The 13,788-nt window shown below is 56.6% G+C and carries 14 protein-coding genes; 8 read left to right on the forward strand and 6 right to left on the reverse strand.

The genetic code is table 11. The features are described from left to right. Window positions 1-21: 21 nt before the first annotated feature. The 3 genes from ACR0I0_RS02585 to ACR0I0_RS02595 all read left to right on the forward strand — a co-directional run bounded on the left by ACR0I0_RS02585 (window position 22) and on the right by ACR0I0_RS02595 (window position 2,541). Window positions 22-699 (forward strand): TRAP transporter small permease, encoded by a 678-nt coding sequence (locus ACR0I0_RS02585; RefSeq protein WP_152457843.1) that lies wholly within the window; start codon window positions 22-24, stop codon window positions 697-699. Next, entirely contained in the window at window positions 699-2,075 is a 1,377-nt protein-coding gene (locus tag ACR0I0_RS02590) for a TRAP transporter large permease (protein WP_171632781.1), read from the forward strand. The genes ACR0I0_RS02585 and ACR0I0_RS02590 overlap by 1 nt, the downstream gene beginning before the upstream one ends. A gap of 154 nt (window positions 2,076-2,229) precedes the next feature. Further along, complete coding sequence (locus ACR0I0_RS02595) at window positions 2,230-2,541, forward strand: DMT family transporter (protein ID WP_480490082.1); 312 nt, start codon at window positions 2,230-2,232, stop codon at window positions 2,539-2,541. A gap of 504 nt (window positions 2,542-3,045) precedes the next feature. Here ACR0I0_RS02595 and tpiA read toward each other — a convergent pair. Continuing rightward, window positions 3,046-3,795, reverse strand: coding sequence for a triose-phosphate isomerase (gene tpiA, locus ACR0I0_RS02600; protein WP_210092297.1), 750 nt, complete (start codon window positions 3,793-3,795; stop codon window positions 3,046-3,048). A gap of 148 nt (window positions 3,796-3,943) precedes the next feature. Beyond that, window positions 3,944-4,309: a HesB/IscA family protein gene (locus tag ACR0I0_RS02605; protein WP_171632773.1), complete on the reverse strand. Its 366-nt coding sequence runs from the start codon at window positions 4,307-4,309 to the stop codon at window positions 3,944-3,946. 289 nt (window positions 4,310-4,598) lie between these two features. On the opposite strand from ACR0I0_RS02605, the gene ACR0I0_RS02610 reads away from it, so the two are divergent. Continuing rightward, window positions 4,599-4,868, forward strand: coding sequence for a hypothetical protein (locus ACR0I0_RS02610; RefSeq protein WP_245223392.1), 270 nt, complete (start codon window positions 4,599-4,601; stop codon window positions 4,866-4,868). A gap of 218 nt (window positions 4,869-5,086) precedes the next feature. Here the strand turns inward: ACR0I0_RS02610 and ACR0I0_RS02615 are convergent, their stop codons facing one another. The 3 genes from ACR0I0_RS02615 to ACR0I0_RS02625 all read right to left on the reverse strand — a co-directional run bounded on the left by ACR0I0_RS02615 (window position 5,087) and on the right by ACR0I0_RS02625 (window position 6,712). Continuing rightward, window positions 5,087-5,449, reverse strand: coding sequence for an SUF system Fe-S cluster assembly protein (locus ACR0I0_RS02615; RefSeq protein WP_152457849.1), 363 nt, complete (start codon window positions 5,447-5,449; stop codon window positions 5,087-5,089). Between the two features lie 94 nt (window positions 5,450-5,543). Then, window positions 5,544-5,822, reverse strand: a complete 279-nt coding sequence (locus ACR0I0_RS02620) for an NfeD family protein (RefSeq protein ID WP_171168340.1) — start codon at window positions 5,820-5,822, stop codon at window positions 5,544-5,546. Beyond that, window positions 5,822-6,712 (reverse strand): SPFH domain-containing protein, encoded by an 891-nt coding sequence (locus ACR0I0_RS02625; protein WP_171723352.1) that lies wholly within the window; start codon window positions 6,710-6,712, stop codon window positions 5,822-5,824. Before ACR0I0_RS02625 ends, ACR0I0_RS02620 begins: the two co-directional genes overlap by 1 nt. A 174-nt stretch (window positions 6,713-6,886) precedes the next feature. On the opposite strand from ACR0I0_RS02625, the gene ACR0I0_RS02630 reads away from it, so the two are divergent. The 4 genes from ACR0I0_RS02630 to lon all read left to right on the forward strand — a co-directional run bounded on the left by ACR0I0_RS02630 (window position 6,887) and on the right by lon (window position 12,126). Then, complete coding sequence (locus ACR0I0_RS02630) at window positions 6,887-7,798, forward strand: nucleoside hydrolase (protein ID WP_480490084.1); 912 nt, start codon at window positions 6,887-6,889, stop codon at window positions 7,796-7,798. 63 nt (window positions 7,799-7,861) lie between these two features. After that, on the forward strand, window positions 7,862-8,992 hold the full coding sequence (gene tgt, locus ACR0I0_RS02635) for a tRNA guanosine(34) transglycosylase Tgt (protein ID WP_480490085.1): 1,131 nt from the start codon (window positions 7,862-7,864) through the stop codon (window positions 8,990-8,992). A gap of 307 nt (window positions 8,993-9,299) precedes the next feature. Continuing rightward, window positions 9,300-9,494, forward strand: coding sequence for a DUF6636 domain-containing protein (locus tag ACR0I0_RS02640; protein ID WP_480490086.1), 195 nt, complete (start codon window positions 9,300-9,302; stop codon window positions 9,492-9,494). Window positions 9,495-9,717: 223 nt separating this feature from the next. Continuing rightward, complete coding sequence (gene lon / locus ACR0I0_RS02645) at window positions 9,718-12,126, forward strand: endopeptidase La (RefSeq protein WP_171632762.1); 2,409 nt, start codon at window positions 9,718-9,720, stop codon at window positions 12,124-12,126. A 92-nt stretch (window positions 12,127-12,218) separates the two neighbouring features. Here lon and ACR0I0_RS02650 read toward each other — a convergent pair whose 3' ends face one another. Then, window positions 12,219-13,757 carry an APC family permease gene (locus ACR0I0_RS02650; protein ID WP_480490087.1) on the reverse strand — a complete coding sequence of 513 codons (1,539 nt, stop codon included), beginning with the start codon at window positions 13,755-13,757 and terminating at the stop codon, window positions 12,219-12,221. Between the last annotated feature and the right edge of the window lie 31 nt (window positions 13,758-13,788).

Below are 13,788 nucleotides of genomic sequence, written 5' to 3' on the forward strand. Positions count from 1 at the left end.
AAAAAATGCGGGGACAGAAAGATGTCTGGTGCGAATTCCGGCCAAGGCGGGCTGGTCGACCATATCGAAGAAACCCTGATCGCGTGTCTGTTGGGCCTGATGACGGTCGTGACATTTGCCAACGTGATCGCGCGGTTTGTTTTCAATTCCAATATCCTGTGGGCGCTTGAACTGACGGTGTTCACTTTTGGCTGGCTGGTGCTGCTTGGTGCCTCTTACGCGGTCAAGAAACACTCTCATCTGGGTGTTGATGCGATCCTGAACATGCTGGCCCCGGCGCCGCGTCGCATTCTGGCGCTCATCGCCGTGGGGTGCTGTCTGGTGTTTTCACTGCTGTTGCTGAAGGGCGCCTATGACTATTGGGCGGTTTTCGCGGATCTGCCGCCGACATCCGGACGCTGGTTCCCGACCGGGTTCAACTTCGACGCCCGCAGCCAGAGTTTCTATGAGGTGGACGATATCCCGATGGTCGCTCCGCTGCGGTTTCTGGAAGACCTGATCAACTATGGCGAAGGGTACGAGAAGCTTCCCAAAGTGGTGCCTTATCTGGTGCTGCCGGTATCGATGCTGCTGCTGGTGATCCGGTTCGCCCAGGTTGCCGTTCAGATATGGCGTGGCGAAACGGATCGCCTTGTCGCCAGCCACGAAGTCGAGGACGAGATCGAAGAAGTCCGCGCTCAGCAAGGAGAGCATAACTGATGGACGTCGTACTTCTTTTCTCGATGGTCGTCGGCCTGCTGCTGATCGGTGTGCCGATTGCAGTTGCGCTTGGCCTCAGCTCGACCCTGTTTCTGCTGATCTACTCAGACAGTTCACTCGCGTCCGTCGCGGGTACGCTGTTCGAGGCTTTTGAAGGGCATTTTACCCTGCTGGCGATCCCGTTCTTCATCCTGGCGTCGTCCTTCATGACTACAGGTGGTGTCGCACGACGGATCATCCGGTTCTCGATCGCCTGTGTCGGGCATTTGCCCGGCGGTCTGGCGATTGCGGGCGTCTTTGCCTGTATGCTGTTCGCAGCCCTGTCCGGGTCGTCCCCGGCGACCGTGGTCGCCATCGGCTCGATCGTCATCGCGGGGATGCGTCAGGTGGGCTATTCCAAGGAATTTGCCGCCGGTGTGATCTGCAACGCGGGGACATTGGGTATTCTGATCCCTCCATCCATCGTCATGGTCGTATATGCCGCCGCTGTTGAAGTCTCGGTTGGGCGCATGTTCCTTGCGGGGGTTATTCCCGGTCTGATGGCCGGTTTGATGCTGATGATCACCATCTATGTCATGGCCAAGGTCAAGAACCTGCCCAAGGGGGAATGGAAAGGCTGGGGAGAGGTCTTTACCTCGGCCCGCGAGGCCGGTTGGGGTCTTTTCCTGATCGTCATCATTCTGGGTGGTATCTATGGTGGCATCTTCACCCCGACCGAAGCCGCCGCAGTTGCCGCAGTCTACGCGTTCTTCATTGCCAGCTTTGTGTACAAGGACATGGGCCCGCTGAGCACGGAAGAAGGCACACAGAACCTGCCGCTGCTGAAAAAACCCTATGCGCTGATCACGGCGTTCTTTCACCCGGACACCAAGCATACGCTGTTCGAGGCAGGCAAGCTGACGGTCACGCTGCTGTTCGTGATCGCCAACGCGCTGATACTCAAGCATGTTCTGACCGACGAGCAGGTGCCGCAGCATATCGCCGAAGCGATGTTGTCGGCCGGCCTTGGCCCTGTCGCTTTCCTGATCGTGGTGAACGTGATCCTGCTGATCGGCGGTCAGTTCATGGAACCGTCAGGCCTGTTGGTTATCGTGGCGCCCCTTGTGTTCCCGATCGCTATCGAGCTGGGCATTGACCCGATCCATCTGGGTATCATCATGGTGGTCAATATGGAGATCGGGATGATCACGCCTCCGGTCGGTCTGAACCTGTTCGTGACTTCGGGTGTTGCGGGTATGCCGATGATGAGCGTTGTGAAGGCGGCGCTGCCCTTCCTTGCGGTGCTGTTCGTCTTCCTGATCATGGTGACGTATATTCCGTGGATATCGACCTTCCTGCCCAACACGTTCATGGGGCCGGAAATAATAACCAACTAGACTGTCTGAAAACTGAACAAAGCCGGGTGGTGTCAACTGCCCGGCTTTTTCGTGTCTTGAAACCACGCGATGGGTTCTTATCTGAGGCACAGAGGACGACCTCTGCTTTCTGGGACATCATTCGGGACGACCCGTACGGATATGAGGTTGTCTTATGCCCTGGATCTTTCTTCTGTTTGCTGGCCTTTTGGAAATTGTCTGGGCGGTTGCCATGAAGCAGTCGGCCGGTTTTACCCGATTGTGGCCGACGGCCGTGATGGGCGTTTCGATGTTGGGCTCATTTGGTCTGCTGGCGCTTGCAATGCGCGACTTACCGTTGGGCACCGCATACACGATCTGGACTGGGATCGGTGCGGTGGGGGCGTTCAGTGTCGGTATTCTGTTTCTTGGCGAAGCCCTGGCACCTGCGCGGATCGCAGCTGCGGTTCTGATCGTGACAGGCCTTGTGGTGATGAAGCTGGCCTGATGTGCTTGACTTGCCAAGCCAAAGTACTTCGGCAGTTTACAGCACACACTCGAAGCGGAGCTCGGAATTTTGACCGGCTCTGACAGACGCATTTTGCGTGGCTCCTGAAAAGGCGAAGGCCGGATTTGACGACGGCGGATGTCGCATCAAATCGGTTCTGGCGCGGGATGGCGGAGTTGTCTCACAAGGTCGCAATCAGCCTGTACAGGGCGGCAACCCGACCGTGCTGGAACAGATGGAAGCCCTGCGCAAGGCGGGGCGTCAGAAAACCTGTTCCCGCATACCTCGCCATTGCCCAGTGCAATTTGTTCGCTTCCCATCGCTCAGTTCGGAACCCCGCGTCTCTTCGTCAACTCACGGAATTTCGTGCGCAAGGCAGGATTTTTTGCGATCAAAGGGGAGGGGCCTGTTGCAGTGAACAACCCTGACCGCATCGCGTTCAAGCGACGATCTATTGAAAAAACCGATCCTTGAGCCGAAGAAACTGCGGGACGAAGTCTGGAATCAGGCGCCTTCCAGCGCTTGAATGATTCCCGAGAATTCAGACGCTTTCAGGCTGGCCCCGCCCACAAGTGCGCCATCGACGTTGGAAACTGAAAATATATCCGCCGCGTTGCCGGGTTTCACCGAGCCGCCATAAAGCAGGCGGACGGAACGGCCCACGCCTTCGCCAAAGCGGCGCTCCAGCCGGGCGCGCATGAAGTCGTGAACGTCCCCGATTTCTTCCAGGGTGGGAACTTTGCCGGTGCCAATTGCCCAGATCGGTTCATATGCGACGATCAGGTTCTCGCCGGTCGACTGATCCGGGATCGACCCGGACATCTGGCCGCCGATGATGTCGAGCGTATTGGCCGCTTCGCGCTGCTCAAGGCTTTCACCGACGCAAATGATCGCCTTCAAACCTGCATCCATCGCTGCGCGCGCCTTGGCCCGCACATCTTCGTCATGTTCACCGTGGTCCACGCGGCGCTCGGAATGGCCCAGGATGACCGATGTTGCACCGGCATCCACCAGCATATCCGCACTGATATCTCCGGTATGCGCGCCTGATTTTGCGGCATGACAGTCCTGACCACCGACAGAGATGGCGGTGCCCTGAACGGCAATTGATGCGCGGCTGAGCAATGTTGCCGGCGGGCAAATCAGGATATCCACCGAGGCTGCCGGGTGGATCTGAGACAGCGCCTTCAACTCGGTCAACTCAGCGCCGGTCCCATTCATTTTCCAGTTTCCAGCCGCCAGCTTCTGCCGCATTTCGGTATCTCCCTGATCATCCGATGATTTTAGCATGCGGATAGCATTGTAAGGACCATCTTACAATTCTGCTCGCATGCTGATCCCGGGCGCAAACATCGAAGATCGGCCCGCATGCGACGTTCAAATGAAAAGGGATGAGGCGGGCTTAGCCTTGTTGGCCGATGCTTTCGTCGAATTTGATCGATTCTCCACAGCCGCAGGCGTCGACGACGTTCGGGTTCTTGAACTTAAAGCCGGATTCCAACAACGACACTTCGTAATCGATTTCGGTTCCGAACAGGAACATCTGGGCCATGGGCGCAATCATGATGCGCGCGCCATCCTGTTCGACCACTTCGTCATGAGGATCTGCGTGATCAACATACTCCATGGTATATTCCATGCCTGCACAGCCGCCTTTTTTGACGCCGATGCGCAAACCAGCGTGACCGCCTGATTTCATCAGGCGGGTAATCTGTTCTGCGGCTTTGGGCGTCATTGTCACAGCCTGTTTGCCGGGGATGCCGAACATGTAAATCTCCGTTGTCGCGCGTTACACCCAATCTAGGGGCCAAGGCTCTTTTGCTCAAGGCAATGTCGTGTAAAGAAATTGAATTCGCTGGAAAGCTTAGTGTTTCTGCGTCGCCGCTCTGCAAACTTGCTTTGATACGGGAGGCGGGGTTAGCATCGGTCTTATGACGTTTTGGAACCCCGTCCGAATAGATGGCATGACATGAAGTGGTAGAAATATGAATTATTTAGGGTCGAAAGTTAAAGTAGCTTTACTTGCGGCCGCACTTTTTTCCGTAAGCGTGTGCGCGATGTCCGACGAAGCTGGGGCGGCCACGGGATCCGAACGGCACCCGGTGAATTGTGCAACGGCAGAAGGGGATCTGCGCGCGATTGCATCGGAAAAGAAACATGCGGAAGACAAACAACTGGAAAGCATTGCCGCCATAACACCTGCCGGGGCTCTGTTGGGGCTGGTCACGGGAACCGAGCAAAAAAGGCTGCAAATGCTGTCAGGTGACTACGTCAAGCAACTGGATGCCAGAACGGCAGAGATCAAGGAAACCTGCAATCTGAATTGATCGTCGTTGTCGGAACAAAAAAGGACCGTTCTCGGGCAAGAACGGCCCATATTCTTGAGCTGGGAAGCGGGGGGCGGTCATGGCGTGCCCAGCCCACGGCACCGTATACGCGACGGCCACCTTAAGATGATATCCGTCTGGAGTGTGACGGGGACTGCAAGATAAGGTGACGAAAATGCCAAGTTTTCGTGACGGTTGGAAGGGCAAGTGCCTGATGGCTACATAAAGCCCAATTCCAGGCGCGCCTCATCCGACATCATTTCCATGCCCCAGGGCGGTTCCCAGGTCAGTTCGACATCGACTTCCTTGACGCCCGCAACAGGTTCAATCGCCTCGACAATCCAGCCAGGCATGTCGCCCGCGACCGGACATCCGGGTGCGGTCAGGGTCATGATGACCTTCACGGCGTTGTCCGGAGAAATGTCGATCGTATAGATCAGGCCCAGGTCATAGATGTTGACCGGAATTTCCGGATCGTAAACCGTGCGGCACGCTTCGACGACTGCCTCGTACAGCGGGTGTTCAATCGTTGACGGCGCAATCAGCGGGGTGCCTTCAAACTGTTCGCTCGGGTGGGTCATCTTTGCCTCGGGTCAGTTGCCTGAGTGATTATATAGGGAATACCTGCAACAGCGTCCAGTAGGGGCGTGACGCTCGGGTGAGCGTCACTGTGTCTTAGTCATTGATGTCATGCGTGAAGGTTTTGACCTGACCATGCGGCAAGGCAAAAAGCCGGCGCAGGACTAGCCATGCGATCAACGAAAGAACTGCGAAGATCAGCGCGATCACATGCAATGACAGTGTCAGACCGGGGATGACAAGAATGAGACCGGTGATCGCGGCCCCGATCGCAAAGCCCAGAAAGATGAATCCGGGCAAAACGATTTCCAGGATCCCCAGAGCCAGCGCGGCGGCCAGCCAGATCCACCAAGTCAGCCAAAAGGGATCAGCCATCATCTACCTCCTTTGAGCATTTTGAACGCGTCACCAAAGGCTTCGAGAGCATTGGCGGGCACAACTATGGTCTGCTTGCCGGAACCGTTGCCCAGTGCATTAAGGGCTTCAACCTGTTTCAACGCAACCTGATACTGCGCAGCCTCGATGCCATTGTCCTGAATGGCCTTGGCGACGACGCCTGTCGCGTATGCCTCGGCCTCGGCCTGAATGCGCCGCGCTTTGGCGGTTTGTTCCGCTGCGTACAGCTCAGCATCGGCGTGCAATTCGACGGCGCGTTTTTTGCCTTCGGCTTCGGTCACCTGCGCACGGCGGGCGCGTTCTGCGTTCAGCTGTTGCAGCATGGCATCGCGCGTGGCCTGATCCAGATTCACATCCAGAATCTCGGCCCGGGTCACTTCGATTCCCCAATCATCCACTGCTGTTTCGACGCTTTCCTGAATGCGTGTGATCAACTGTGCACGGTTCGACTGCACTTCGTCCAGGTCCATCTTGCCGATCTCGGCGCGAACGATACCGGCAACCGTGGTTGCAATCGCTCCATCAACGTCGCGGATACGATAGACCGTCTTTTCCGGTTCGAGAATTCGGTAGAAGACAGAGGTGTCGATTTGCACCAGCACGTTGTCCTTGGTGATCGCGTCTTGGGTCGCGTTCGGCAACTGGCGTTCAAGGATCGAGATCTTGTGGCGTGCAACGTCCAGTAACGGAACAATGAAATTGATGCCGGGGCCAAGCACCGAATGCAGGCGTCCAAACCGTTCAACCACGTATTTTTCGGATTGCGGAACGATCTTGATGCCCTTGAAAATAACGATGACCACCAGCACGGCGGCCAGCAGGTAAATAATGTTTGACGAAAGCAGTCCGATGATCTGATCTTCGGTCATTCTGTCCTCTTTTTATTGTGTACTATGGTATACATATATGGTTGAGTCGCTCGATTTCAACTCTGGTATGGAGGGAAAGCTGGCGGATGCAAACGCCTCACTACGGGAATTCAGCATTGAACCGAACTGCTGTGACTGCTTTGCATCCCGGCTTGTTTGCGGTATCGGGCGGGAATGAAACTGATAATCGATACAGACCCCGGCATCGACGATGCCATGGCGATTGCCTATGCCGCCGCTGCGCCTGAATTTGACCTGATCGGCCTGACCACGGTGTTCGGCAATACGCATGTTCATCAGTCCAGCCGCAATGCCCGTTTCCTGCTGGACAAGCTGGGCCTGGACCTTCCGGTGGCGGAAGGCGCGCCTTTCCCGTTGGGGGCTGACATGCACGTCCCATCGGACCATGTCCATGGTCCCGAAGGGTTTGGCGATCTGACCGAGATACCCGAGATCGGACGGAATCATGATCTTCCTGCCGCAGAGTTTCTGGCCGAGATGGCCCGGAAGCACAAAAACGAATTGGTCGTGTGTGCGGTCGGACCGCTGACCAACATTGCCAACGCCATGCGATTGGACCCGGAATTTGCCGGTAATCTCGGCCGGTTGGTGATCATGGGCGGTGCCGTCTACTGCAAGGGCAACGTTACCGACCATGCAGAAGCCAACATTTATCACGATGCGGTTGCCGCGGATGCGGTCTTTTCCGCACCGCCCGAGACCGTGCTGGTTGGTTTGGACGTTACCCTGAAAACACTTTACGAGACCGCGGATTTCGAGGCGCTGGCTCAAAAATCGCCCGGCATGGGATCTTTTCTGCGTGATATCTCTCGGTTTTATCTGAAATTCTATAAAGAAATCGGCGGATTGGAAGGGTGCGGTCTGCATGATTCAACCGCTGTGATCGCCTGTTCGCACGGGGCCATGTTCGACGTGGTCGAAACCGGGCTGCGTGTTGTGACGGAAGGCGACCGGATAGGTGCGACGCAACCTGACCGGGATCGTCCCGCAGTTGGTGTTTGTCGTGATGTGGATGGAGCGGGGGTCGTGCGTCTGTTTACTGACCGCGTTGCATCCTTGCCCTGACGGGTTGCAAAGACCGATCGGATCGGGCAAATCCTGCCCGGTTCGGCGATCCGAGGCAATAACATGACCCAGCAATTCTCTTTCAAGCTCAAGGCCACAGACGGCAAGGCGCGCACTGGTGTGATCAACACTCCGCGTGGCGAGGTGCGGACACCTGCCTTCATGCCAGTTGGTACCGCCGCGACGGTCAAGGCGATGATGCCGGAAAGCGTCCGGGCCACCGGGGCCGACATCCTGCTGGGCAACACCTATCACCTGATGCTGCGCCCCACGGCCGAGCGGATTGATCGTTTGGGCGGGTTGCACAAGTTCATGAACTGGGACCGGCCGATCCTGACGGACTCGGGGGGGTTTCAGGTCATGTCGCTGGCCGGTTTGCGCAAGCTGACCGAAAAGGGTGTGACCTTCAAATCCCATATTGATGGATCGAAGCACGAGCTGACGCCAGAAAGATCAATGGAAATTCAGCGCCTTCTGGGGTCCGACATCGTGATGTGCTTCGACGAGTGCCCTGCATTGCCTGCAAATCGCGACCGGATCGCCGAATCCATGCGTTTGTCGATGCGTTGGGCCGACAGGTCCCGTGACGCCTTTGGGGATCGTCCGGGGCATGCTCTGTTCGGAATCATGCAGGGTGGTCTCGAGCGGGACCTGCGGGAAGAAAGCGCCGAAGCGTTGAAGAAGATTGGTTTCGAAGGCTACGCCGTTGGCGGTCTGGCAGTGGGCGAGGGGCAAGAGGCCATGTTCGACTGTCTGGATTATGCGCCTGATTTCCTGCCCAAGGACAAGCCACGTTACCTGATGGGCGTTGGCAAACCGGATGACATAGTCGGAGCAGTGGCGCGTGGGATCGACATGATGGATTGCGTTCTGCCCTCGCGTTCGGGCCGTACCGGTCAGGTGTTCACGCGCCATGGCGTCGTGAACATCAAGAACTCGCGTCATGCGGACGATCCACGCCCGCTGGATGAAAACTGTTCTTGCCCGGCCTGTTCGAACTATTCACGTGCTTACCTGCACCATGTGTTTCGCGCCAACGAGATGATCTCGGGCATGTTACTGACTTGGCACAACCTTCATTACTTTCAGGAAATCATGCAGGGCATGCGGGACGCGATCGCTGAAGGCTCATTTGAGGCGTGGCAGGCCGCGTTCCACGCGCAACGCGCGCAGGGCGATATCGAGCCCCTGTAACCTGTCCGTTCAGGTGACAATTGCGGGGTCTTCCGGTATTCTGAAACAACTTTATTCAAAGTTGTTTTTGTATGTGACCCGGAGAACTGTTGATGTTCCGCCTTTTCCTCGGCGCAGTCATTTTTTTGTACAAGCCCTGCAATTGCAGATGTCTGGACCTTTGAAACCCCATCCGAAAACACTCAGTGCTCTGTGGGCGAAGGCGCCGAGTCCTCGGACACTCGGTGCACGATCATAAAAAGATACGGCCCTCCGGCGTTGCCGCGCCCCGCGAACTGTCAATCTGACTGGGGGGCATGATTTTCAGATGTTCGACACCGGTCCCGTGGAAATGCTGTGCCAGCCGCTGAATCGGAACCGGGACGGATTTGACCGTGCGGAATACGGTGTCACCGGTCGGTTCGGAGGATTTACCTGCGCCTCTTCCACGAAAGGTCTGGAATGCCGCAACCTCGATGGCCGCGGTTTTTTTCTGTCCCGGGCGGTGCAGCAGGTGTTCTGATAGTGAATATGCGCATTGCATATGCATGTCGCACTAATTTCGGTGGATATGTTCCCGGGACATCTTGCAGTCCCGAAAACCTCGGTTCATGCTGCGACACGATACATGGCGGTAAGGTTGAAAAAGGGCGATGAGGCCCCACCTTTATCGTCCAAGACAGGAGATGGCCGGATGTTGCCTCGATGAGGGACAAGCGCCGTCTTGCCAACGATAAGGATAGAGCATGCAAGAGCCTCTGAATTCCTCTTACCCCGTCCTGCCGCTGCGCGATATCGTGGTGTTCCCGCATATGATCGTGCCGCTTTTCGTGGGCCGAGACAAATCGGTACGCGCGCTGGAAGAGGTGATGCAGGATGACAAACAAATTCTGCTGTCCAGCCAGATCGATCCCGGCGTAGACGACCCGGATGAGGACGGTATCTACCGATCCGGTGTTCTGGCCAATGTGTTGCAGCTGCTGAAACTGCCCGACGGCACCGTCAAAGTGCTTGTCGAAGGGCAGGCGCGCGTGCAGATCACCGAGTTTCTTGAAAACGAATTGTTTTTCGAAGCACGGGCGGAATATCTGACCGAAATCCCGGGTGACGTCACCACGACCGAAGCCCTGTTGCGCACCGTTGCGGACGAGTTCGAGCGCTATGCCAAGGTGCGCAAGAACATCCCCGAAGAAGCGCTGACGGCCGTGGGTGAAACCACCGAGCCGGCAAAGCTGGCCGACCTTGTGTCGGGCCATCTGGGCATCGAGGTCGAACAAAAGCAGGACCTGCTGGAAACACTCAGCGTCAGCGAGCGGCTTGAAAAAGTTTATGGCCTGATGCAGGGCGAAATGTCGGTTCTGCAGGTCGAGAAAAAGATCAAGACCCGCGTCAAATCCCAGATGGAGAAGACCCAGCGCGAGTATTATCTGAATGAGCAGATGAAGGCCATTCAGAAAGAGCTTGGCGATGGCGAGGACGGCGCGAACGAGATCGCCGAACTGGAAGCCAAGATCGCCGAGACCAAGCTGTCGAAGGAAGCGCGCGAGAAGGCGGAAGGCGAGCTGAAGAAGCTCAAGAACATGTCGCCCATGTCAGCCGAAGCAACCGTGGTGCGCAATTATCTAGACTGGATTCTGTCTTTGCCGTGGGGTACCAAATCCCGCGTCAAAAAGGATCTGGGTCGTGCGCAGGATATTCTGGACGCCGATCACTATGGCCTTGAAAAGGTCAAAGAGCGGATCGTCGAATATCTGGCGGTTCAGCAGCGTTCGAAAAAGCTGAAAGGCCCGATCCTGTGCCTTGTCGGCCCTCCGGGTGTGGGCAAGACCAGTTTAGGTAAATCGGTCGCCAAAGCCACGGGGCGCGAGTTCATTCGCATTAGCTTGGGTGGGGTGCGCGACGAATCCGAGATCCGCGGCCACCGCCGGACCTATATCGGTTCGATGCCCGGCAAGATCATTCAGGCGCTGAAAAAGGCGAAAACCACCAACCCGCTCATCCTTCTCGATGAAATTGACAAGATGGGGCAGGACTTCCGTGGTGACCCGGCCTCGGCGATGTTGGAAGTGTTGGACCCGGAACAGAACAACACGTTCATGGACCACTACTTGGAGGTCGAATATGACCTGTCGAACGTGATGTTCCTGACCACGTCCAACAGCTACAACATGCCCGGGCCTTTGCTGGACCGGATGGAGATCATCCCACTAGCCGGCTATACCGAGGATGAAAAGCGCGAGATCGCCAAACAGCACCTGATCGCCAAGCAGGTCAAAAACCATGGTCTGAAAGCCAAGGAATTCGAACTGACCGATGAGGCGCTGCAAAAGATAATCCGCACCTATACCCGCGAGGCCGGTGTGCGGAACCTTGAACGTGAAATCGCCAAGGTTGCGCGAAAGTCGCTGACCAAGATTATCAAGAAAGAGGCGGACACTGTGACGGTGACGCCGGATAATCTGGATGAGTTCCTGGGTGTGCCCAAGTTCCGCTATGGTCTGGCCGAGCAGGACGACCAGATTGGTGTCGTGACCGGTCTGGCCTGGACCTCGGTCGGGGGCGATCTGTTGCATATCGAGGCGTTGAAACTGCCCGGCAAAGGTCGGATGAAGACGACAGGCAAGCTGGGCGATGTGATGAAAGAATCCATCGATGCGGCATCGTCATATGTGCGGTCGATTTCTCCCAAGATCGGAGTGAAGCCGCCTCAGTTCGACAAGATCGACATCCATGTGCACGTGCCCGATGGTGCAACGCCCAAGGATGGTCCGTCAGCGGGTCTGGCGATGGTGACATCGATCGTATCGGTTCTGACGGGCATTCCCGTACGCAAGGATATCGCCATGACGGGCGAGGTTTCGTTGCGCGGGAACGCAATGCCGATCGGTGGCTTGAAAGAGAAACTGTTGGCTGCGTTGCGCGGTGGTATCAAGACGGTCCTGATCCCAGAGGAAAACGAAAAAGACCTGGCGGATATCCCGGACAATGTGAAGGAAGGGCTGAAAATCATCCCGGTCAAGCACGTCTCGGAGGTTCTTGAGCACGCTCTGGTTCGTACACCGGAACCGATTGAGTGGGACGAAGCCGCCGAGGAGGCCGCCGCGGCCGCTGCAGCCTCGTCTGAAACGACCGGGCCATCGGCCACTGCGCACTAAGCAGATTGAGAGAATGAAAAAGGCGGGGCGAATGCCCTGCCTTTTTTACAATCCAATGACGGGTTGCTTTGCATCAAGTATTTCTTCTTCGGCTATGTATTCATTGAATTTTTCGATGGCAGTGCCGAGCGGACGGCAAGAACAAAAATGATCGACGAAAACAGGATACAAAGTAGAAGGTCCCACCCAAACGGGATCTGTTTCAACGATCCGGCTCCGAATTGCCCAAGGAATGAGATCAGCCCAAGGCCTGAGAAATAAGGCACAAGCCACAGAGCCTCGGTAACGTCCATTTCATCCAAACGTCCCCGGAACCGGATCAGCAACAGAATTTTCCCGACAATCAGCGCAATGCCAAGCCGCCAGACCGTGTCCCATCCGCTCCAATAGACGATCAGCGTGGCGATGGCGAAAGCGGACAGCGCGACAAGACGCACGGCCGGTATTCGGATCGATCTGGGATGATCTGGCATAAGGTTTCTCAGGCAAACCACGGCGATGGGCCCGACGGCAAATGACAAGACGATGGCCGCACCGTTCAAGGCAATGACGGTGGTAAAGGGTACTGTCAGCAGGAAAACCGTTCCGATCACAAAGTTCAGCCCCAGCGCCCACAGTGGAACCCCGAAAGACGATAAAACCTGCAACCGTCTGGGCAGGAACCCGTTTTTTGAAAGGGCGAGGGCGATACGGGCGTTCGACCCGGTTGCGACCAGTCCGTTTCCAAAAGGGCCTATCACGGATCCGACATTCAGCAGGCTCAGAAACCAGACCAGCCCAACGGACATGATGATGGCGTCCAGTGGTCCTTCACCCCCAAAGCTCAACTGTGCCCATCCTTTGGACAGCATGGATGGGTCCAGCGCACCGATGAAGGCCACTTGCAAGCCAAGGTAGATGACGGCGCACAGAACTATCGACAACACCAATGCGGCCGGAATTGCAAATTTTGGATTTCGAACTTCGCCAGCCATATCAACTACATGGCGAAAGCCGATGAATGAAAAAATAACGCCCCCGGTGGAAACGGCGGCCATGATTCCCTGCGCGCCGTAGGGCGCAAAACCATCGGGCTGTGTGAAGTTCTCGGTGTTGAACCGGCTTGCGACAAGCAGAACGGACAGGACAACTGGTATGGCGATCTTGGCCCAGGTCAGCGCAGCATTGACGCGCGTGAAGAACTTAACCCCAAGCGCATTCACCGCGACGAACAGCAGCATGAAAACCAGCGCGACGAAAATACCCGCCCCGGTTAAATCACCTGTCTCGGCCGTATGCAGCCAGGGCGCATACGGCGCCAGGTACTTCAACATGGCCTCGACTTCGATGGGCGCTGTGGTGTTGTAGCCGATCCAGGCAGTCCATCCCATCGCCATCGAAACGATGTTGCCATGCGAAAACTGAGGCACGCGCGCGATCCCTCCGGGAATGGGCAGCATGGCGGAAATCTCTGCGAAGGTGATGGCCAAAATGAACATGGCAACCGCGCCGATAATCCACGAGATCGTAGCCGCGGGCCCTGCATGCTGAACGGCCAGAAGGGGGCCGAATAACCAGCCCGAGCCGATGATTCCTCCGACTGAAATGAAGGTCAGTCCCAGAAGGCCAATGTCGCGCTTCAACCCCGTCATGGTGACCTCAGCGTTTGCGTGTGGCCTGTTG

The organism is Ruegeria sp. AG6 (assembly GCF_056541565.1).